This is a genomic window from Streptomyces sp. XY431 (assembly GCF_001279805.1).
Lineage (GTDB): Bacteria > Actinomycetota > Actinomycetes > Streptomycetales > Streptomycetaceae > Kitasatospora > Kitasatospora purpeofusca.
Map to the genome: position 1 here is coordinate 1 of NZ_LGDO01000499.1, position 20,351 is coordinate 20,351.

Here is a 20,351-nt window from a genome sequence, read left to right on the forward strand (position 1 = left end):
CCAGCCCGCCGAACCCGCCCGAGGCGCCCAGCTGGTCGCGCCACCACGCGGCCATCGCCGGCCCGTCCACGGCCGACCAGTCCGGCGCCCCGGTGACCTGCGCCCGCCCGAGCCGGCGGCTGAGTTCCACCAGCGCCCGCCCCGCCGCGCCGCGCTCGCGGTCGTAGCCGGGCAGCAGGTCGGCCCAGCCCTCCGCGGCCCGCCAGGCGTCCTCGAAGGCGCAGGCGTCCTGCAGTGCCTTCGCCGCGCCGCTGGTGGTGTGCGGGCGGACGAGGGTCGCGGCGTCCCCGGCGAGCAGCAGGCGGCCGGCGGTGCGGCGCGGGGTCTCCAGGTCGTGGATCGGCTGGAGCAGGATCCGCTCGACGGGCGTCAGGTCGACCACACCGGCCCAGTACGGCGGCAGGACGCGCTCGGCGAGCGCGGACAGTTCGCCGCGGCGGGCGGCGTCGAGCGAGCCGACCGCGAAGCCGAGCGGGTCGGTGCCGCCGGCGGTCCGCAGCCAGTCGGGCGCGGGGGCGTAGAAGACCCAGTTCACCAGGGTGGTGCCGGGGGTCAGCCCCGGGATCCGGTAGAGCACGACCTGCCCGCCGGGGTAGCAGGCGGTGATCACCTCCGCCTCGGGCCAGTGGGCCGCGCCGCCCGGGAGCCGGTCGAGCAGCCGGGCGTCGAAGCTGCCGCGCCAGGCGACGTACCCGGCGTACTCGGCCCGGGCCTCCGGGCAGACGGCGGCGCGCACCACCGAGCGGTGGCCGTCGGCGCCCACCACCAGGTCGTACGGCTCGCGCCCGCCGGTCGCCGTCTCGACCCAGGCCGGCCCGGCGAGGTCGGTGCCGCCGGCCGCCGTGACGGCCGTCCCGGGGCGGAACTCCACCTGCTCGGGGGTGCGGTCGCGCAGCCCCTGCCACAGCACGCCCCAGTGGAAGGAGTGCATCGCCATCGGCTGCACCCACAGCACCCGCCCGCGCGGGGTGCCCGCGGGGTCCTTGGCCACCCAGTGCCGGGTGGTGAGCGGATGGTGGCGGATGCCGTCGTCCAGGTGGCCGGCCAGGACCAGTTCGTCGTAGCGGTCCAGCAGGACGCACAGGCCCACGCCGCGGTCCTCCAGGTTCCCCGGGCTGCGCTCCAGCACGGTGACCCGCTCGGCCCCGCCCCGGGCCGCCGCCCGTGCGAACGCACAACCCGCGATGCTGCCGCCGACCACGGCGACCGATCCACCCCGCACGACCGCTCCCCCTCCTCGCCGGGGCGCCCTCGGCCCCGTCCGTCGTCCCGACGACGACCATACGCCGTGGACTGACGGTCCGTCAGCGGAGTGTCCGAGGTGTTCCCTGGATCACCTATGCAACTGGTTGCATAGGGAGCTCGGGCTCGCCTACCGTGTGGTGGCCGGTCACCCCTCCGCCCCCGGCCACCGACCCGCCCGCCCGTCCCCGCCAGGAGAAGCCGCGATGACGACGACCGCCAGCACCCCGCCGCCGCCCTACCCGCACCTGCTGCGCCCGCTCGACCTCGGCTTCACCACCCTCCCCAACCGCGTGGTCATGGGCTCCATGCACGTCGGCCTGGAGGAGGCCGAGAACGGCTTCGAGCGGATGGCCGCCTTCTACGCCGAACGCGCCCGCGGCGGCGTCGGCCTCATCGTCACCGGCGGCATCGCCCCCAACGAGGCCGGGCGCCCCTGGGACGGCGGCGCCAAGCTCACCACCGAGGAGGAGGCGGACCGGCACCGCGTCGTCACCGACGCCGTGCACGCCGCCGGCGGCCGGATCGCGCTCCAGATCCTGCACTTCGGCCGCTACGCCTACCACCCCGCCCTGGTCGCCCCCAGCGCCGTGCAGGCCCCGATCAGCCCGTTCCCGCCCCGCGCCCTCACCGCCGACGAGGTCGAGGCCACCATCGACGACTTCGCCCGCTGCGCCGAACTCGCCCGCCGGGCCGGTTACGACGGCGTCGAGATCATGGGCTCCGAGGGCTACCTGATCAACGAGTTCGTCGCCGCCGCCACCAACCACCGCGAGGACGAGTGGGGCGGCTCCTACGAGAACCGGATGCGCTTCCCGGTCGAGATCGTCCGCCGGGTCCGGGAACGGGTCGGACCGGACTTCATCCTGGTCTACCGGCTCTCCATGCTCGACCTCGTCCCCGGCGGCTCCACCCTGGACGAGGTGGTCCTGCTCGCCAAGGCGGTCGAGGCGGCCGGCGCCACCATCATCAACACCGGCATCGGCTGGCACGAGGCGCGCATCCCCACCATCGCCACCTCGGTGCCGCGCGGCGCCTGGGCCTGGGTGACCGAGCGGGTCATGGGCTCGGTCTCCGTGCCGCTGGTCGCCACCAACCGGATCAACACCCCCGAGCTGGCCGAGCGGCTGCTCGCCGACGGCTGCGCCGACCTGGTCTCGCTCGCCCGCCCGCTGCTCGCCGACCCGGACTTCGTCGCCAAGGCCGCCGCGGGCCGCCCCGAGGCCGTCAACACCTGCATCGGCTGCAACCAGGCCTGCCTGGACCACACCTTCAGCGGGAAGATCACCTCCTGCCTGGTGAACCCGCGCGCCTGCCACGAGACCGAGCTGGTGCTCGCCCCGACCCGGCGGGCCAAGCGGGTCGGCGTCGTCGGCGCCGGACCGGCCGGCCTCGCCTGTGCCGTCACCGCCGCCGAGCGCGGCCACCGGGTCACCCTGTTCGACGCCGCCGCCGTCATCGGCGGGCAGCTCGACATCGCCCGCCGGATCCCGGGCAAGGAGGAGTTCGCGGAGACCCTGCGCTACTACCGCCACCGGTTGGCGGACCTCGGCGTGGAGCTGCGGCTCGGCAGCTGGGTCGACGCGGCGGCGCTCGCCGCCGAGGGCTTCGACGAGGTCGTGCTCGCCACCGGTGTCAGCCCGCGCGTCCCCGACCCCGCCGACCTGCCGGGCGTCGACCACCCCAGCGTGCTCGGCTACCTCGACGTGCTGCGCGACGGCGCGGCCGTCGGCGAGCAGGTCGCGATCCTCGGCGCGGGCGGCATCGGCTTCGACGTCGCCGAGTTCCTCACCGACGCGGGCGACGCGCCGAGCCTCGACCCGGCCGTGCACCGCCGGCACTGGGGCATCGACGGGGACTACCGGGAGCGTGGCGGCCTCGCCCGCCCCGAGCGGCCCGAGCCGCCGCGCCGGGTCCACCTGTTCCAGCGCCGCACCACCAAGGTCGGCGCCGGGCTCGGGAAGACCACCGGCTGGATCCACCGCACCGAGCTCAAGCACCGCGGCGTCACCATGGTCGCGGGCGCGGGCTACGACCGGATCGACGACGCGGGCCTGCACTTCACCGTCGACGGCGAGCCGCAGCTGCTGCCGGTCGACACCGTGGTGCTGTGCACCGGCCAGGAGCCGCGCCGCGACCTCGACGCCGCCCTGCGCGCCCTGGGTGTCACCCCGCACCTGATCGGCGGCGCCGACGAGGCCGCCGAACTCGACGCCAAGCGCGCCGTCAAGCAGGGCACCGAGCTCGCCGCCGCCCTCTGACCCCGGGCCGCCGCCCCGGCCCCCGACCCCGGGACGCCGCCCCGCCCGACCCGCCCCGCACGAGCCCCCCGGCCGTGCGGGGCGGCCCCTGGGGCGCGTCTTCAAACCCGCGCCTGCGGGGCGACGCCGGGGCACGCACCTCGCCGGCTTCTCGTCGGTCGCCGATGCTCCGCATGGACTCCCTCCTCGGCACCGCCGATGCACGCACCCCAACGCCGCCCCGCCCGCCCTTCGGGCGGACGGCGGGGGTTTGAAGGCGCGCCCTAGGATCGGTGCCATGTCGCTGCCGCACGCCATCCTCACCGCCCTGCTGGAGCAGCCTTCCTCGGGGCTGGAGCTGACCCGGCGGTTCGACAGGTCGATCGGCTTCTTCTGGTCCGCCACCCACCAGCAGATCTACCGGGAGCTGGGCCGGCTGGAGACCACCGGACTGATCCGGGCGCTGCCGCAGGCCGGTCCGGTGCGCGGGCAGAAGAAGGAGTACGAGGTGCTGCCCGCCGGCCGCGCCGAACTGGCGCGGTGGACGGCCGCCGCGGAGGACCCCCGGCCGATCCGCGACCCGCTGCTGCTGCGGCTGCGCGCCGCCGCCGTGGTCGGCACGGCCGGTCTCGACGCCGAGCTGCGCCGCCATCTCGACCTGCACCGGGCGCAGTTGGCCCACTACGAGGCGATCGGGCGGCGCGACTTCCCGGCGGGGGAGGAGGGCGGGGCCGATCCGCTCCAGTACGCGGTGCTGCGGGCCGGTGTCGGGCTGGAGTCCTTCTGGGTGCGGTGGCTCGCGGAGACGGTCGAGAGCCTGCCGCCGGCACCGGGCCCGCCCTCGGTCGAGGGGCCGGAAGACCCCTCCTGACCTGCGCCTATGCGCTCCGGGCGGGCGCGCGCCGGGGGCCGGTGGGACACTGGACGCCTGTCCCTGCCCGACCTCATCGATCGGGGGCCCGTATGTCCCTCCCGAGGCATCTCCGTGCGCTCGTCGCGGCGGCCGTCGCCACCGTGCTCACCCTCGGCACCACCCAGCTCGCGGCGGGAGCACCACCCGCTCCCGCGTCCGCCTCCGCCGTCACGGCGTCGGCACCTCTGCTGCCGACCGACGAGCAGCTCCGGGCCGCCCTGCTGACCGCCGCCGAGCTCGGCCCCGACTTCACCGAGATCCCGGCGGACCCGAGCCCCTCGCCGGAGTCCGGCGCCTCCCCGGTGGCCGGTTGCGACGCCCTGCGCGCGCTGCTGAACCGGGACCCGTCCGGTGCCTCCGCCCGAGGACCGCACCAGGAGGCGCAGTTCGACGGCCCGGACGGCAATCCGATGATCACCGAGTCCCTCACCGCCGAGGAGGCGGCCCGGCTGGACGCCGACTTCGCCACCGTCGGCTCCGCGTTCGCCGACTGCCACAGCATCACCTTCACCGACAACACCGGCGCGGCCGTGACCTTCTCGGTGACCCCGATCGCCCTCGGCGACCGCGCCGGGGCCCCGGCCGTCCGCCTCGACGGCGACCTCGCCGGCGTCCGGCTCAACGGCTACCTCGGCATCGAGCGCCTCGGCGACGTCGCCCTCGCCTACGGGTTCTTCCAGCGCGACTCCGACGAGTCCCAGCTCGCCTCGCTCTACTACCGCGCGGCCGTCGCCAAGGCCGAACGCACCCTGGGCGTCCAGGCGGGCGCCACCGCGGCCCCGGGCTCCGCCGTCTGACCGCCGTCCGAGCCGTCCGAGCGCCGTCCTAGCTTTCCGAGCCGTCCGACCGCCACGGGGCGGCCCCGGGGAACCGGGACCGCCCCGCCCTGCCGCGCCGGGCTCAGCGCACCACCCACTGCTGGTACGCGCTCTCCTGGCACGGCCACATGTTGACGTCGCGCCGGCTGCCGTCCGCCGAGAAGTAGTCCTGGAGGCACAGGCCGGACGCCCGGTTCTTGAACACGACCGCGTTCGGGCCGTGCGGGAGGAGCTCCCAGCGCTGGGTCTGGGCACCGGAGCAGGCCCGCTGGATCACGCTGCCGTAGGCGTTGAGCGTGGTCGGTTCGAGACACAGACCGGACTTCTGCACCCGCAGCTCGGTGGCCCCGTCGGCGCCGGTGTCCGACCAGAAGCGCTGGTTCGAGTCGTTCTTGCAGCTGAACTCCTGCAGCAGCGCGCCCTCGGCGGTGGAGGCGCCGCGGATGTCCAGGCACTTGCCCTGGACGACGTTGGCGTAGCCGTGCAGCACCGGCGCCGCCTGCGCGGGTGCGGCCAGCACCGTGGCGGCGGCGAGCACCGACCCGGCGACGACGACGGAGCGGACGAGGGACTGGCGGCTGGATCGCATGATCGGTGCACTCCCGGTCTGGTGGTCCGGACGCCCCGCACCGGGGCGCCTCGGCCGCCAGTCTCGGCGTCCGGAACCGTCCGGCCCAAGACCCTTCGGGCTCCATCGAATTCGGGCGTGGCAATGTCCGTGACGTGCCACGAACCGGTCAGAGCCGGGCAACGCCCCGGTCCGGCCGGGCGGGTCCGCATACGGTGGACACCAGGACGCGGCGGGGGCCGGCCACCCGATCGGGGGACGGGGACGGACCGACACCGACACCGCCGCGCCTCACCGGGGAAGCCGACGGAAGGACCGGATTGCTGCGCATCCACTTCACCCACGACGACCTGACCAGGGTACGGATCGCGCGGGCACCCGACCCGCTCGCGGAGACCGTGCTGAGCCTGTCGCTGGTGCAGTCCCGCGGCGTGGGCGGCGTGGCACTGGACGGGTGGCGCGACCGGACCCGCGGCCGCCTCCGCCCCGAACTGCGGGTGCTGTTCGAGCTGGCGACCTCGGCGGGCGCGACGGAGGCGCCGGAGGCGTTCCTGCACGCGGGCGCCGGCAGCCTGGCGGACAGCCTCGACCAGACCTGGTCGCTGCCCCGGCAGTTGTGGGCGGCGGACCTGTGCGCCCTGGAGTACCTGCGTCCGACGGCGCCCCGCTGGGTCCGCGAGCTGTACCGGGGCGACCGCGGGTGGCGCGGCCTGGTCCAGCGCCGGCTCCGCGAGTACCACGCCTTCGCGGTGGCGCCCTACTGGTCGCAGCTGCTGGCCGCCACCCACGCCGAGCGCACCGGGCGGGCGCTGGCCGCCGCCGACACCGGACTGGACGGCCTGCTCGGCTCGCTGCACCCGGACGTCCGCTGGGAGTCGCCGGTGCTGTCGCTGCCCTGTCCGGTCGACGCCGACCTGAACCTGCGGGGTACCGGGGTGCTCCTGGTGCCCACCTTCTTCTGGCCCGAGCCGATCGCCCTGACGGACAACCGGGGCCCCGAGTACCCGGTCGTGCTGCACTACCCGCTGGCCCGCGACCTGGCCACCTACCGGGCGGTCTGGGGGGCCGCCGCCTCGGCGGATTCCGACGGCGCGCTCGTCGCGCTGCTCGGCGCCACCCGCGCCCGCACCCTCAGGGCGGCCGCCGACCCAGCGGGAACGGCCGAACTCGCGCGCCGCATCGGCACCTCGCCCGCCACCGCGAGCCACCACGCCACCGTCCTGCGCTCCGCCGGCCTGCTGACCACCGAACGCTCCGGCCCGGGCGTCCGCCACACCCTCACCCCGCTCGGCCAGGCCCTGCTCGACGACCGCCCGGTCCCGCCCGCCCCCGGCCCCGGGACGACCTGACCTCGCCCCTCCCACCGCGCACGGGCCGGTGCGCGGCTGTCCGACGGCGATCGGCGAGTTCGTCGGCCTTCTGACGCGGCCGGCCTCCTGGGGCGCCGGCCGACCCCTGGGCGGCCGGCGCCCCAGGAGGCCGGAGCGCGCTCAGCGGAGGTGGAGGGCGAGGCCGGCGCTGCCGGGCTGCTCCACGCCCTCGTGCAGGCGCATGTCGCGCCCGTAGTCGCCGCCGTCGAGGCGGCGGAACGGGACCGGCTCCTCGGTGAACAGGGCGTCCAGGCGCTGTCCGTAGGCTTCCGCGGCGGCCTCGAACTCCTCGGCCGACAGCCCTTCCGACCGGTACACGGCGAACGGTTCCAGGGCCGCGATGCCGCTGAACCAGAACACCCCGTGCTGCAGCGGGAACAGCAGGTCCGCCAGCGGCCCGTGCGCGCCCCGGTCGGTGAACGCGGACTCGCGGCCCCCGACGCTCACCGCGAGCAGGCCGCGCTTGCCGCCCAACGCGCCCTCGCTGTACGGCGGGGGGACGTCCGGGCCGTGCGCGAAGCCGAAGGTGAACACCCGGTCGATCCAGCCCTTGAGGATCGCGGGTGCCGAGAACCACCACAGCGGGAACTGGAACACCACCGCGTCCGCCCGGCGCAGCTTCTCCTGCTCGGCGGCGATGTCGGCCGAGAGCCGCCCCGTGCGGGTGGCCTCGTCCTGGGCGGCGAGCACCCCGAGGCGGGTGTCCGCCGGGCGGTCGGGGAAGTCGTCGGCGTCGAGGGCGGCGTGCCACTTCATCGCGTACAGGTCGGAGACCTCCACCTCGTGCCCGGCGGCGCGGAGCCGGGCGACCGCGAAGTCGCCCAGCGCGGCGGTGAGCGAGCGGGGTTCGGGGTGGGCGGTGACGACCAGGACGCGCCGGGGCCGCTGCTGCGGGGTGTGGTTGCTCATGGCTCCACCCTCGCCGGGGCGGCGGGCCGGAGCCAGGTCCCTGCTGTTCCGGCGGACTCCGGATCCTGGTAATGCGAGGGCCACCATACTGGAGCGTATGGAGACCACCGCCGCCGCTGCCCGTTCCGTCGTTCCCCGCCCCGCCCTGGGGGAGTTCCTGCGGGCCCGCCGGGCCCGGGTCGCGCCCGAGCTGGTCGGGCTGACGGCCGGTGGACGGCGTCGGGTGCGCGGGCTGCGCCGGGAGGAGCTGGCGCAGTTGGCCGGGATCAGTGTCGACTACTACGTCCGGCTGGAACAGGGGCGGTCCACCCAGCCGTCCTTCGAGGTACTGGGGGCGCTGGCCCGCATCCTGGGCCTGTCCGCGGCCGAGCGCCGCCACCTGGACACCCTGGCAGGCTCCCGTCGGCTCCCGCCGCCGGCGCCCCGGGTGAGCCCGCTGCTGCGCGGCATGCTGGACGCCCTGGGAGCGGGGATGCCGGCCTTTGTGACCGACCACCGTCTCGACGTGGTCGCCTGGAACTCGCTGGGTGCCGAACTCATCGGCGGGCTGGGGGAGTCGGGGGCCCGACGGGACCGCAACCAGGCCCGTTTCCTGTTCCTGGACCCGGCCGCCCGCACCGTCCATCCGGAGTGGTCGGACCGCGCCACCGAGGCGGTCGGCCAGCTGCGGGCCTCGGCGGGCACCTGGCCGGACGACGCGGAGCTGACCGGTCTGATCGCCGAACTGTCGGCGGTGAGCCCGGAGTTCCGCCGGATCTGGGACTCCGGCGAGGTGATGAACTGCACCTCGGGCCACAAGCTGCTGCACCACCCGGTCACCGGGACTCTCGCCCTGGACTTCGAGGCCCTGCACGTCCCGGCCGGGCCGGGCGAGACCGGCCTCGTGGTGCACGTCTTCTCGGCGGGGCGGGACGCGGGCGCCGCCGAGGCCCTGGCCCGTCTCGGCGGCGTGGTGGACGAGGGGTGAGCAGGATCCGCCGCTCGCGGCGACGGCGACGGCGACGGCGATGGTGACGGCGATCCACCGCCTTCCAGGGCCACCGCTACGGTGTATCCGGCAGATTGATCACGACTTGATCCGGGCCCTGTCCTCGGCCACGCCGACCGCGCCGGCCGGGCCCCGGGACCGGGCTGCCGGGTGGCGCGGCCGGGTCCGGTGGTGCGGACGGTGCCGCCCGGTACCGCGCGACACCGCATGACGTCGGACGATGCCGGAGGGACCGGCCGCGCCCCGTGACGGCCCCGGGACGGCCGGCGCCGGACCGGTCGTGGGCGGTCGGGCCGGGTCCGGATTTCGCCGCCCGGCGGCTGGTGAGTTTCGGCCAGATGTCGTAAACCATGCACCATGGTGGTTGTCCGAGATTTATCGTAGCCTCGGCACGCTCGCACCTCGGTAACGCCGGGCTGGGGGTCGGCCGGCGCCCCTCAGGAGGGAGCACTATCAGACAGGCATGAACGGGGGGCATCGGAATCGTGCCTTGCGCGCCGGGTCGCTGTGAACATCGTGGACCCGGCCGTCGCAGGAAGCGGGGGGATTCCGGGCCGACAAGCTGCCCGTAAGGGCGGACTTCAGGGCCCGAGGACTCGACGGCGAACTGCTGCGACCGATACACATATACCATCGCGTCGCGCAATTCGCATATCCACGAGCGAATTTGTGAGCGATTCCGAACGTTTCCGCATGCCTTTGCGACGACTTTATGAGCCGTGCACAGAAGGGGGAATGTAGAATGCGCAGAGTAGGCTACTTACACACCCGGTGCCAAATTCTGGAAAGAGGGATCGGCGGTACGGGATCCCCGAAATGAGCGGGGCTCCTCGCCGTGGTCACGACGCACCCGGAATTCTCTCGGGGATGTACCGGCACCGAGGTGCGGGACTGCTGCACCTCCAGGCCGAGCAGGACGGCGAGCGCCTCGTCGCCTCCATGCCCCTCCCGGACCCCTTCGACCTCGACCGCCTGGTCGGGAACCTCGCGGAGGCCAGCGGCCGGCACATCGTGCTGCGCCCGATCCCGGCGACCCATCTGACCGGGCTCGACGGCACCTGCGGCCTCCTGGTGAAGCACGACACCCGCCCGGTCGACCTGATCCTCCACCGCGAGGGCCGGTCGGCCTCCCACGAGGTGGAGTTGAAGGTCCATCAGCTGGTGCACCTGTGGGCCGGGGACGGCACCGGGCTGGTCGGTCCGCCCGACGTCCTGCGGGCGCGCGGGATGGCGCCGGTCGGCGGGATCCCGGCGACGGCCAGGTCCCTGAAGCGGGACGCCTTCATCGAGCTGCGCGCCGACCACGCGGCCCGGTTGATCAGTCGCCGGCGCGAGCGCGGACCGGCGTCGGGGGCGGACCACCGCGCGTCCCCGGGGACGGACCGCCGCGCGTCCTCCGGGACCGGGACGGACCGCCGCGCCCCGTCCGGGGCCGCGGCGGAGCCCCCCGGCCGGGAGTCCCGGCAGCCGGCGGCCGAACACCTCACTCCGGGCGTCCGTTCCCGTCCTCTCCCAAGATCTCCGCCATCGTCCCACTGATGAAGTCCCGGAGCTGGTCCCAGGATTCCTTCGGCAGGTCCTGGCCCGCGCCGCGCGCGGCCATCACGGTGAACCTGTCGCGCACGGCCCGGGTGGACAGGATCAGCGCGTCCACCTCCGGATCGTCCTGCCGGAAGTAGACCGGCGGCACGTCGAGGGCGAGCGCCAGGGCGTCGAGCGCCGCGTCCGGCGGCTCGGCGACCTCGCCGGCCCGCAGCGAGCGGACCAGGGCCTCGGTGAGCGCGTCGGAGCCGCTCCGGCGGTTCCCCTCGGCCGCGAGGTGCGCGTCCGAGGGCGCCACCCCGCCGTACACCTCGGTGCGCAGCGACTCCAGCTTCCGTGCCACCCGGGCGCCCTCGGCCGAGGGTTCCGCCGCCGGCTCCTCGGCCTGGCCGAAGGAGCGCCGCTGCGCCGCGAGCAGCTCGGCCCGGGTCACCCCGTAGGCGGCGGCCAGGGCCGTCACCGCCTGCTCGGAGAGCGGTCGCCTGCCCTGTTCGGCGGCCCGCACCGGCATGGGGGAGGCGGTGTTGGTGTGGCGCGCGGTGTCCGCCTGGGTCATCCCGGCGTCGCACCGCAGGTCGGCGAGATTCGGTGATTCGCTGCGCGGAAAGAGCTCGTCCAGGTCGGTGTCCAGGAATGCGGCAATCGTCGGCAAACGCTCCGGCGGGGGAGCTGCCAGGCCGTTCTCCCAGCGATAGACGGCGTTCACTTTCACATGAAGCCCGGCCGCCAGCGTGGCCTGCGACATTCCTTTGACGACGCGGAGGTTGCGCAGCTTATTGCCGTCGAACAAGCGGTCGGGCACGGGCATACTCCACTGGATGGGGTCTGAAAGAATGATAGTGCCCAGGCAGCGGAAGATCCCGACATCCGGGGCATCGGCATGAGCTCGTGACCGCGGCCCGAGTTCAGTGCGGCCGTCGAGGGAGCCACTCCCGCCATGACTGGATGTCCGTTTTATTGCGCTTCATTGATATTTCAACGCATTTGCCGCACACCTTTGCGCGCTGCAGGGTGGGTGCCGGATCACCCGAAGGTGATCTGCAAGCTTGACCGGATCGCTGGAAGTAGATAAATTCTACTTCGAGTGATCGAGGGGGCAGGGGTTCGAGGGAGCTTCCTTCCCGTGCTCCAGCATGTCGTGTCCGCGTCGCAATTGGCCCCGCGCCCCGTCGTGCGGACCCGCACCATCCGTCCGGCCGCCCCTGCGGCGAAGTCGGCCGGCGTTGTCGAAATACTGCGCAGCTGCATCCCGCGGAACCCCGGCGGCCTGCACCCATGCGAATCCGGTGGGGCCGGCGGAATTCTCCGTGCGCATTTCCGTACGCATGCCCGCACCACATTTTCCGATTCCCCGGTCAGGGTCTGTCGGGGTATTCCTTTCCACATCGTCACAGGAGGCGATCCGTCATGCCCACGATCTCCGTCGGAAACTCGCGCGTCCACTACACCGTGACCGGCGAGGGGCCGGCCCTGGTCCTGGTGCACGGCGTGGGCAAGGGGGGCCAGGTCACCTTCGGGCACCTCGTCGAGGACTTCGCCCGCCGCAACACCGTCATCCTGCCGGAGCTCTCCGGCAGCGAGACCGCCGAGGACGACGGCACGCCGCTGACCGTCGAGCAGCTCGCCGACGAGGTCGCCGCCGTGATCGAGCACGCCGGCCTCGGCCCGGTGGACCTGGTGGGCTTCTCGCTCGGCGGGGCCGTCGTCGCCGCCACCGCCGCGCTCCACCCCGGGCTGGTGCGCCGGCTGGTGCCGATCGGCGGCCTGGTGAAGTCGGACCTCTACATCGAGAACCTGATCGGCCTGACGCTCAGTCAGAAGCACGACGCCAAGGCCTTCGGGCGGGTCCTGAGCACCACGGCCTTCAGCCCGCGCTACATCCGCACCCGGCCGAGCCTGAGCGACGTCGAGAACCTCGGCTCGGAGCTGAGCCCCTCCAACGGCCGCATCCGCCAGCTGGAGCTGCTGGTCCAGGTCGACATCCGCGACATCGTCGGCAAGGTCGAGGCCGAGACCCTCGTGCTGGCCCCGTACCCGGACGCCGCCGTGCCCGCCGAGCACTCCCGCGAGCTGGCCGCCGCGATCCCGAACTCCAGCTACACCGAGATCGACAGCGGCCACATGGTGATCTTCGAGAGGCCGGCCGAACTCGTCCAGCTGATCCAGGACTTCATCCACCGGGCCTGATCCTCCACCCGGCACCGACCGGCCCCGGTCCCGGCCGGGGCCGGCCACCCGCCGCGCGCCCGACCACCCGCCCGACCCCGCGCCCGACCACCCGCGGAGCAGTCCGCAGCGACTCCAGGAGGAACCATGGCCAAGATCCTGCTCGCCGTCAGCAGTCACGACACCTTGGGGGACACCGGCAACCGGACGGGCTACAGCGTCTCGGAGGCGGCCCACCCCTACAACGTCTTCGTCGGCGCCGGCCACGAGGTCGACTTCGTCTCCGTGCGCGGCGGCGAGCCGCCGGCCGTCGTCTTCCCGGGCGAGGAGGACGACCCCGAGATCGTCGGCTTCCTGGCCGACGAGACCGTCAAGGCCAAGCTCGTGGCGACCCGCCGGGCGGCCGAGGTCGACCCCGCCGAGTACGCGGCGATCTTCTACGTCGGCGGCCACGGCGCCATGTGGGACTTCCCGGACTCCCCGGACCTGGCCCGCATCGCCATGGACATCCACGGCCGGGGCGGCGTCGTCTCCGCCGTCTGCCACGGCCCGGCCGCGCTGGTCAACCTGCGGCTGCCGGACGGCACCCTGCTGGTGAGCGGCAAGCGGGTCGCCTCGTTCAGCAACGAGGAGGAGGACTCGCTGGGCCTGGTCGAGGTCATGCCGTTCCTGCTGGAGGACCGGCTGAAGGAGTCGGGCGCGCTGCACACCAAGGCGCCCGTGTACCAGGCCCACACCCAGAGCGACGGCCGGGTCGTCACGGGGCAGAACCCCGCCTCCGCCGCCCCCGTGGCACGCCTCGTCGTCGCCGAACTCGCCAAGGCCGCCGAAGCCCGCTGACCCGGGCCCGCCCCGCAAGCACCCGCCGCCCCGCAAGGCACCCGCCGCGCAGCCAACGCACCACCCACGGGCCCGCCCCGCAACGCCGCCCCGCTCCACCACCGCCGTCCCCCGGACGGCGACCCCCCGAAACCGTCGCAGACCGGCCCCGGCCAGGACCGCCGAGGCCAGAGGAGGCAGACATGTACGGACTGATCCAGGTCGCGGGCATCATCGACCAGGCCGAGGCCGACCTGATCATCGAGGAGGGCGCCGACTGGCTCGGCTTCGCCCTGCGCCTGCCGGCCAAGAACGAGGACCTCTCGGAGGCCGACGCCGCCGCCATCGTCAAGGCGATCCAGCCCGGCAACAAGGGCGTCATCATCACCTACCTGACCGAGGCCGACGAGATCGCCGCGTTCTGCGCCGAGATCGGCGTGAGCGCGATCCAGCTGCACGGCGACGTGACCCCGGCCGAGCTGCGCCGCCTGCGCACCCTCGCCCCTGACCTCTACGTGCTCAAGAGCCTCGTGGTGAAGTCGGACAACATCGACGAGCTGCGCGCCATCGTCGAGACCTCCGCCGAGTGGGTGGACATGTTCATCACCGACAGCTTCAACCCGGCCACCGGCGCCAAGGGCGCGACCGGCCTGACCCACGACTGGTCGGTCAGCGCCGAGCTGGTCCGGATCTCCCCGAAGCCGCTGATGATGGCGGGCGGGCTCACGCCGGAGAACGTCGCGGCCGCCATCGAGGCCGTCCGCCCCGCCGCCGTTGACGCCCACACCGGCCTGGAGGACAAGGCCACCCGGCGCAAGGACCGGCAGAAGGTGCGCACCTTCGTCCAGGAGGCCCGCGCGGCCTTCGCCCGGGTCGCCGCGGAGGACGGCCGGAGCGCCTCCTGATGACCACCGGGACCGAGCCGCTGCGGGGCGTGACCCGGGTGACCCACCTGGTGCCCCAGACCAACCGTCTGCGGGCCCTGCACGCGGTCGTCCGCGACCGCGAGGCCCGCCGGGAGGACTTCGTCCTCTCCGCCAACCGGATCATCCGCGGCCTGCTGGACGCCGCGCTGGACCTGCTGCCGTACGAGCCGCGCGACGTCCGCACCCCGGTCGGGCAGGTCTACCACGGCCTGTCGCCGGCCACCCAGGTCTACGGGGTGTCCGTCGCCCGGGCCGGGGACAGCATGGAGTCCGAACTGCGGGTGATGGCACCGGAGACCAGGCTGGGCAAGATCCTGATCCAGCGGGACAAGGTCACCAAGCTCCCGCGCCTGTACTACGCGGCGCTGCCCGCCGGGATCGGCCGGGGCCATGTGCTGCTCCTCGACCCGATGCTCGCCACCGGCGGCACCGCGCTGGCCGCGATCGGGGTGCTGCTCGACCACGGCGTGCCGGAGGAGCACATCCTCTTCGTGAACCTGCTCTCCGCCCCGGAGGGGATCCGGGCCGTGCACGACCGCCACCCCGGGGTGCGGATCGTGACCTCCTCGATCGAGGAGCGGCTCAACGAGAACGCGTTCATGGTGCCCGGCATCGGCGACTTCGGCGACCGCTACTTCGGGACCGACGTCCCCGCCTGAGGCCCTCCCCACCCGCCGGGGCGGGCGGGGTCCGGGATCCGTAACCCCGCGACCCCACCGCTCCGGCCCCCACCGCCGTTGCCACTACCGCCTGTTGCCGCCACCGCCTGTTGGCGTCACCGCCACCGCCACCGACCCTGAGGAGCACCACCGTGTCCACCGCCGACACCTCCGCGCCGACGAGGATCTCGATCGTCTACTACTCGGGCACCGGCAACGTCCACAAGCTCGCCCTGGCCGCCGAGGAGGCCGCCACCAAGGCCGGCGCCGTGGCCCGGCTGCGCCGGGTCCCCGAGTACGTCGAGGCTTCCCTGGCCCCGGAGTTCACCGAGTGGACCGAGGCCTGGCAGGAGAACGCCGCGGCGATCGCGGCCGTCCCCACCGCCTCCGTCGACGACCTCGCCTGGGCCGATGTGATCCTGCTCGGCGGCCCCGGCCGGTTCGGGATGATCGCCGCCCCGCTCAAGCACTTCATCGAGCTGGCCTGGCCGCTCAACGCCCGCGGCGGCCTCCAGGGCAAGGTGATGGCCTCGTTCACCTCCACCGGCGCCCCGCACGGCGGCCAGGAGGCGACGATCCTCTCGCTGAACGCCGTCTTCTACCACTGGGGCGGGATCATCGTGCCGCCCGGCGTCACCGACGAGATCATGACGGCCCCCAGCAACGGCAACCCCTACGGCGTCAGTTCGGTCTCCGGCCGGCAGGCGGTCCCGGGCCGGCTGGCGGAGAACGTCACCGAGGACAACCTCGCCGCCCTCGCCTACCAGACCCGCCGCATGCTCGACGTCGCCGACGCGCTGCGCAGGGGACGGACCGCCGCCGACCGCTGATCCGCCCGCCCGCACGGCGGGACGCCAGGACACCGGGACGCCGGAGCGCCAGGACAACAGGAAAGCCGGACACCAGGACACCCGCACACCCAGGGGGACCCAGATGACTGCCCAAGCGTCGGGCCGAGGCCCGGCCGACCACCCGTTACTGCCCGAACTGCTCCTGCGCACCGCCGCCGAGCGCCCCGACGACCCGGCGGTGATCGGCGGCGACGAGCGGCTCACCTTCGCCGAACTGGTCCGCCGGAGCCGGGGACTGGCCGGGCACCTGCGGGGCCTCGGAGTGACCGCGGACCAGTGCGTGGGGCTGTTCGTCGAGCCCTCCACCGAGGTGCTGACCGGCGCCTGGGGCATCCTCCTCGCGGGCGGCGCCTATCTGCCGCTGGCCCCGGAGTACCCCGAGGAACGCCTGCGCTTCATGATCGAGCACTCCGGCGTCAAGGTGATCGTCGCCCAGGACCGGCTGGTCGAGCGGCTGACGGCGCTGGCGCCCGCCGGCACCGTGGTCGTCCGCGCCGAGGACGAGCACCCGACGGCGCCGGTCGACCTGCCCGACCCCGCCCCCGAGGCGCTGGCCTACGTCATCTACACCTCGGGCAGCACCGGCCGGCCCAAGGGCGTGATGATCGAGCACCGCAGCATCGCCCACCAGATGGCCTGGCTGCGCGCGGCCCACGGCCTCGACCGGACCCGGGTCGTGCTGCAGAAGACGCCGATCAGCTTCGACGCCGCCCAGTGGGAGATCCTCGCCCCGGCGGTCGGCGCCACCGTGGTGGTGGGCGGGCCCGGCATCCACCGGGACACCGAGCGGCTGGTCGCGGCGGTCAAGGAGCACGGCGTCACCACCGTCCAGTGCGTCCCGACGCTGCTCCAGGCCCTGCTGGAGACCGAGGAGTTGGAGTCCTGCCACGCACTGGAGCAGGTCTTCACCGGCGGCGAGGCGCTCTCCAGAACCCTGGCCCGGACCTTCCTGGAGGCCCTGCCCGGCCGCGAGTTGGTCAACCTCTACGGTCCGACCGAGTGCACCATCAACTCCTCCTCCTTCGTGGTGACCAAGTCCTCGGTCGGCGACGGCCCCAACTCGGTCTCCATCGGCGCCCCCGTCGACGGCACCGAGTACCGGATCCTCGGCCGCGACGGCGCCGAGCTGGGCGTGGGCGAGATCGGCGAACTCTCCATCGGCGGCGTCCAGGTGGCGCGCGGCTACCTGCACCGGCCGGACCTGACCGAGCAGCGCTTCAGCCAGGACCCGGACGGCGGCGGGCGGTTCTTCCGCACCGGCGACCTCGCCTACTGGAACGCCGACGGCACCGTCCAGTTCACCGGCCGCGCCGACAACCAGGTGAAGCTGCGCGGCTTCCGGGTGGAGCTGGACGAGATCCGGCTCGCCATCGAGACCCACGACTGGGTCCGGCACGCGGCCGTGCTGGTCAAGGACGACCCGAGGACGGGCTTCCAGAACCTCGTCGCCTGCGTCGAACTCGACCCGAGGGAAGCCGCCCTGATGGACCAGGGCAGCCACGGCGCGCACCACCAGTCCAAGGAGAGCAAGCTCCAGGTCAAGGCGCAGCTGTCCAACCCGGGTGTGCGGACCTCGGCCGAGCTGGCCGGCCTGCCCTCCGTCGACCTGCCCGGCCGGACCGCCACCGAGGCCCAGCGCGCCCTCGCCTTCGCCCGCAAGACCTACCGCTTCTACGAGGGCGAGGCGCCGGTCTCGGAGCGCGACCTGCTGGCGCTGCTGGCCCGCCGCCCGGCCGCCGCCGGGCGGTCGCGGCCGCTCGCGGAGCTGGACGCCGGGGCGCTCGGCGCGATCCTGCGCCACCTCGGGCAGCACCTGAGCCCGGAGCGGCTGCTCCCCAAGTACGCCTACGCCTCGCCCGGTTCGCTCTACGCGACGCAGGTGTACCTGGAGATCACCGGCTTCCCCGGCATCCGGCCGGGCATCCACTACCACCACCCGATCGACCACCGCCTCGTCCTGGTCTCCGCGGCACCGGCTGCGCCCGCGCCGTCCGCAGCACCCGCGCCGCGTCTGCTGCCCGGACCGCGCAAGGCCCCCGACGACACGGCCGCCGCCGCGACCCCGCGGATCCGGATGCACTTCCTCGGCCGCCGCGGCGCCATCGAGCCGGTCTACAAGACCAACATCACCGAGGTCCTGGAGATCGAGACCGGCCACATCGTCGGCCTCCTGGAGGAGGTCCTCCCGGCCTACGGCCTCGACATCGGACCCGCCCCCTTCACCCCGGAGGTCAAGTCCCGGCTGGGCGTCGCCGACCAGGACCACTACCTCGGCAGCTTCGACTGGACGCCCTGGCGCGGACCGCGCGAGGACCGGGACCTCGACCTGTTCGTCCAGGTCCACCCCGGCAAGGGCGTGGACCTCCCGGCCGGGCAGTACCTGCACGAGGACGGCCGGCTGCGCCTGGTCTCGTCCGACCTGGTGCTGCGCAAGCAGGTCATCGCGATCAACCAGGCCGTCTACGGCCGGGCGTCCTTCGGGGTCACCGTGATCAGCCGCAGCCCGCAGCGGTGGCGGCGCTACATCGACCTGGGCCGGGTGGCGCAGCGGCTGTCGCTGAACGACCTCGACCTCGGCTTCATGTCCTCCGGCTACAGCTCCCGCGGCGGCGACGACCTGCCCTCGGCCCGCCGGTTCGACGGGATCCTGCGCGAGCTGGGGCGGCCGGGCGGCGCCTCGTACTTCTTCCTCGGCGGCCGGGTCAGCCGCGCGCAGCGGCGGCACGAGGGCATGCGGGAGGACGCGGTCCACATGCGCGGGCCGGCCGAGCTGATCCGCGACGACCTGGTCAACTACCTGCCGGACTACATGATCCCGAACAAGGTCGTGGTGCTCGACGCGCTGCCGACCACCGCCAACGGCAAGATCGACCTCAAGGCGCTGGCGGTCTCCGACCGGGTCGTCGCGGGGGCCGCCGACCGGCCCTTCGTCGCTCCCAGGGACGAGACCGAGCGCCGGGTGGCCGTGCTGTGGCAGGAGGTGATGAAGCAGGAGAGCGTCTCCGCGCAGGACGACTTCTTCGCCTGCGGCGGCAACTCGCTGCTGGCCGTCACCCTGGTCAACCGGATCAACCGGGCCTTCGGGGCGGCGCTGCCGCTGGAGGTGGTCTTCACCTCGCCGACGGTGGAGGGCCTGGCCCGCCGGCTCTCCGGCGGCCCGGCGGAGCACACCTCGCGCCTGGTGCCGCTGACCGGGTCCGCCTCGCCCGCGCAGACCGGGTCCGGCTCACCCGTGCCGACCGGGTCCGGCTCACCCGTGCCGACCGGGTCCGGCTCACCCGCGCCGACCGCGCGCCCACGCCCGGTCTTCTGCTGGCCCGGCCTGGGCGGCTACCCGATGAACCTGCGGCTGCTGGCCGAACGCCTGGGCACCGAGCGGCCGTTCCTCGGGGTGCAGGCCCACGGCGTCAACCCGGGCGAGGTCCCGTACCCGACGATCAGGGAGATGGCGGCCGAGGACGTCCGGGCGGTGCTTGAGGTCCAGCCCGAGGGCCCGTACACCCTGTGGGGCTACTCCTTCGGGGCCCGGGTCGCCTTCGAGACGGCGTACCAGCTGGAGCAGGCCGGCCGCACGGTCGACCACGTCTTCCTGATCGCCCCCGGCTCGCCCAAGGTCCGCACCACCGGCACCCGCCCCGAGGAGCGGACCGCCAGTTACACCAGCAGGGCCTTCGTGGCGATCCTGCTCTCGGTCTTCACGGGCACCATCGACAGCCCGCTGCTGGAGCGGTGCCTCGCGGTGGCCCGGGACGACGAGAGCTTCGCCCGCTTCGTCGGCGAGGGCATCCCCGGCCTGGACCCGGACCTGGTGCGCCGGATCGTCCGGATCGTGGGCACGACCTTCGAGTTCACCTACACCTTCCGCGAACTGCGGGAGCGCCGGGTCTCGGCACCCATCACCGTCTTCAAGGCGCGGGGGGACGAGTACTCGTTCCTCGACGGCAGCAGCGGATACTCCGCCGAGCCGCCGACCGTCGTCGAGCTGACGGCCGACCACTACTCCCTGCTCCGGGCGCCGGACGTCGACGAGCTGGTGACGGCCGTCCACCGCCGCCTGCACCTCCGGAAGGACACCGTGATGCCGCACGTCAACATCAAGCACTTCCCGATGGAACTCAGCGACACCCAGCAGGCCGAGCTGTTGGCGGCCGTGACCAAGGCGGTCACCGACGCCTTCGGCTGCGAGGAGGGCGTGGTGTCGATCGCGGTCGAGTCGATCGCCGAGGAGAACTGGACCGAGCAGGTCTACATCCCGGAGATCGTCAACCGCCGGGACATCCTCGGCAAGGTGCCCGACTACCGCCCCGACGCGCTCTGATGGGGGCGGCCGTGACTCCCGC

General features: G+C 73.8%; 16 protein-coding genes. 12 read left to right on the forward strand and 4 right to left on the reverse strand.

What is annotated here, in order from left to right; all coding sequences use genetic code 11:
* Positions 1-1,222 (reverse strand): FAD binding domain-containing protein (locus tag ADK60_RS35420; RefSeq protein ID WP_107094803.1); only part of this gene is annotated, 1,222 nt, incomplete at its 3' end.
* A gap of 226 nt (positions 1,223-1,448) precedes the next feature.
* Between ADK60_RS35420 and ADK60_RS35425 the strand changes: the two genes are divergently transcribed.
* From ADK60_RS35425 to ADK60_RS35435, 3 genes are all read left to right on the forward strand, one after another.
* A complete protein-coding gene (locus ADK60_RS35425) occupies positions 1,449-3,503 on the forward strand; it encodes an NADPH-dependent 2,4-dienoyl-CoA reductase (protein WP_053650968.1) in 2,055 nt (684 codons plus the stop codon).
* Positions 3,504-3,780: 277 nt separating this feature from the next.
* Complete coding sequence (locus tag ADK60_RS35430; RefSeq protein WP_053650969.1) at positions 3,781-4,353, forward strand: PadR family transcriptional regulator; 573 nt, start codon at positions 3,781-3,783, stop codon at positions 4,351-4,353.
* 92 nt (positions 4,354-4,445) lie between these two features.
* The gene (locus tag ADK60_RS35435; RefSeq protein ID WP_053650970.1) at positions 4,446-5,192 is read left to right on the forward strand and encodes a hypothetical protein; all 747 of its coding nucleotides are present in this window, start codon (positions 4,446-4,448) and stop codon (positions 5,190-5,192) included.
* 103 nt (positions 5,193-5,295) lie between these two features.
* Here ADK60_RS35435 and ADK60_RS35440 read toward each other — a convergent pair whose 3' ends face one another.
* Positions 5,296-5,802: an RICIN domain-containing protein gene (locus ADK60_RS35440; protein ID WP_053650971.1), complete on the reverse strand. Its 507-nt coding sequence runs from the start codon at positions 5,800-5,802 to the stop codon at positions 5,296-5,298.
* A gap of 299 nt (positions 5,803-6,101) precedes the next feature.
* Between ADK60_RS35440 and ADK60_RS35445 the strand changes: the two genes are divergently transcribed.
* Positions 6,102-7,130, forward strand: coding sequence for an ArsR/SmtB family transcription factor (locus ADK60_RS35445; protein ID WP_053650972.1), 1,029 nt, complete (start codon positions 6,102-6,104; stop codon positions 7,128-7,130).
* A 141-nt stretch (positions 7,131-7,271) separates the two neighbouring features.
* Here the strand turns inward: ADK60_RS35445 and ADK60_RS35450 are convergent, their stop codons facing one another.
* The gene (locus ADK60_RS35450) at positions 7,272-8,060 is read right to left on the reverse strand and encodes an NAD(P)H-dependent oxidoreductase (RefSeq protein WP_053650973.1); all 789 of its coding nucleotides are present in this window, start codon (positions 8,058-8,060) and stop codon (positions 7,272-7,274) included.
* Between the two features lie 97 nt (positions 8,061-8,157).
* On the opposite strand from ADK60_RS35450, the gene ADK60_RS35455 reads away from it, so the two are divergent.
* Positions 8,158-9,027 carry a helix-turn-helix transcriptional regulator gene (locus tag ADK60_RS35455; RefSeq protein WP_053650974.1) on the forward strand — a complete coding sequence of 290 codons (870 nt, stop codon included), beginning with the start codon at positions 8,158-8,160 and terminating at the stop codon, positions 9,025-9,027.
* An 888-nt stretch (positions 9,028-9,915) separates the two neighbouring features.
* Positions 9,916-10,587, forward strand: coding sequence for a hypothetical protein (locus ADK60_RS35460; RefSeq protein WP_053650975.1), 672 nt, complete (start codon positions 9,916-9,918; stop codon positions 10,585-10,587).
* Here ADK60_RS35460 and ADK60_RS47935 read toward each other — a convergent pair.
* Positions 10,532-11,398 (reverse strand): helix-turn-helix domain-containing protein, encoded by an 867-nt coding sequence (locus ADK60_RS47935; RefSeq protein ID WP_052709220.1) that lies wholly within the window; start codon positions 11,396-11,398, stop codon positions 10,532-10,534. The two genes, ADK60_RS35460 and ADK60_RS47935, sit on opposite strands and share 56 nt — an antisense overlap.
* Before the next feature lie 599 nt (positions 11,399-11,997).
* Between ADK60_RS47935 and ADK60_RS35470 the strand changes: the two genes are divergently transcribed.
* The 6 genes from ADK60_RS35470 to ADK60_RS35495 all read left to right on the forward strand — a co-directional run bounded on the left by ADK60_RS35470 (position 11,998) and on the right by ADK60_RS35495 (position 20,329).
* On the forward strand, positions 11,998-12,777 hold the full coding sequence (locus tag ADK60_RS35470) for an alpha/beta fold hydrolase (RefSeq protein ID WP_053650976.1): 780 nt from the start codon (positions 11,998-12,000) through the stop codon (positions 12,775-12,777).
* A 126-nt stretch (positions 12,778-12,903) separates the two neighbouring features.
* On the forward strand, positions 12,904-13,596 hold the full coding sequence (locus ADK60_RS35475) for a type 1 glutamine amidotransferase domain-containing protein (protein WP_053650977.1): 693 nt from the start codon (positions 12,904-12,906) through the stop codon (positions 13,594-13,596).
* A gap of 182 nt (positions 13,597-13,778) precedes the next feature.
* Positions 13,779-14,480, forward strand: coding sequence for a phosphoribosylanthranilate isomerase (locus tag ADK60_RS35480; RefSeq protein WP_045941160.1), 702 nt, complete (start codon positions 13,779-13,781; stop codon positions 14,478-14,480).
* Complete coding sequence (gene upp / locus ADK60_RS35485; protein ID WP_053650978.1) at positions 14,480-15,160, forward strand: uracil phosphoribosyltransferase; 681 nt, start codon at positions 14,480-14,482, stop codon at positions 15,158-15,160. Before ADK60_RS35480 ends, upp begins: the two co-directional genes overlap by 1 nt.
* Positions 15,161-15,312: 152 nt before the next feature.
* The gene (locus ADK60_RS35490; protein WP_045941158.1) at positions 15,313-15,990 is read left to right on the forward strand and encodes an NAD(P)H-dependent oxidoreductase; all 678 of its coding nucleotides are present in this window, start codon (positions 15,313-15,315) and stop codon (positions 15,988-15,990) included.
* 103 nt (positions 15,991-16,093) lie between these two features.
* Complete coding sequence (locus ADK60_RS35495; protein WP_053650979.1) at positions 16,094-20,329, forward strand: amino acid adenylation domain-containing protein; 4,236 nt, start codon at positions 16,094-16,096, stop codon at positions 20,327-20,329.
* The last annotated feature ends 22 nt before the right edge of the window (positions 20,330-20,351 follow it).

Coding starts and splice junctions, on each gene's coding strand:
- ADK60_RS35425 (WP_053650968.1), top strand. CDS start 1,449: ATGACGACGACCGCCAGCACCCCGCCGCCGCCCTACCCGCACCTGCTG.
- ADK60_RS35430 (WP_053650969.1), top strand. CDS start 3,781: ATGTCGCTGCCGCACGCCATCCTCACCGCCCTGCTGGAGCAGCCTTCC.
- ADK60_RS35435 (WP_053650970.1), top strand. CDS start 4,446: ATGTCCCTCCCGAGGCATCTCCGTGCGCTCGTCGCGGCGGCCGTCGCC.
- ADK60_RS35440 (WP_053650971.1), bottom strand. CDS start 5,802: ATGCGATCCAGCCGCCAGTCCCTCGTCCGCTCCGTCGTCGTCGCCGGG.
- ADK60_RS35450 (WP_053650973.1), bottom strand. CDS start 8,060: ATGAGCAACCACACCCCGCAGCAGCGGCCCCGGCGCGTCCTGGTCGTC.
- ADK60_RS35455 (WP_053650974.1), top strand. CDS start 8,158: ATGGAGACCACCGCCGCCGCTGCCCGTTCCGTCGTTCCCCGCCCCGCC.
- ADK60_RS35460 (WP_053650975.1), top strand. CDS start 9,916: ATGTACCGGCACCGAGGTGCGGGACTGCTGCACCTCCAGGCCGAGCAG.
- ADK60_RS47935 (WP_052709220.1), bottom strand. CDS start 11,398: ATGCCCGTGCCCGACCGCTTGTTCGACGGCAATAAGCTGCGCAACCTC.
- ADK60_RS35470 (WP_053650976.1), top strand. CDS start 11,998: ATGCCCACGATCTCCGTCGGAAACTCGCGCGTCCACTACACCGTGACC.
- ADK60_RS35475 (WP_053650977.1), top strand. CDS start 12,904: ATGGCCAAGATCCTGCTCGCCGTCAGCAGTCACGACACCTTGGGGGAC.
- ADK60_RS35480 (WP_045941160.1), top strand. CDS start 13,779: ATGTACGGACTGATCCAGGTCGCGGGCATCATCGACCAGGCCGAGGCC.
- upp (WP_053650978.1), top strand. CDS start 14,480: ATGACCACCGGGACCGAGCCGCTGCGGGGCGTGACCCGGGTGACCCAC.
- ADK60_RS35495 (WP_053650979.1), top strand. CDS start 16,094: ATGACTGCCCAAGCGTCGGGCCGAGGCCCGGCCGACCACCCGTTACTG.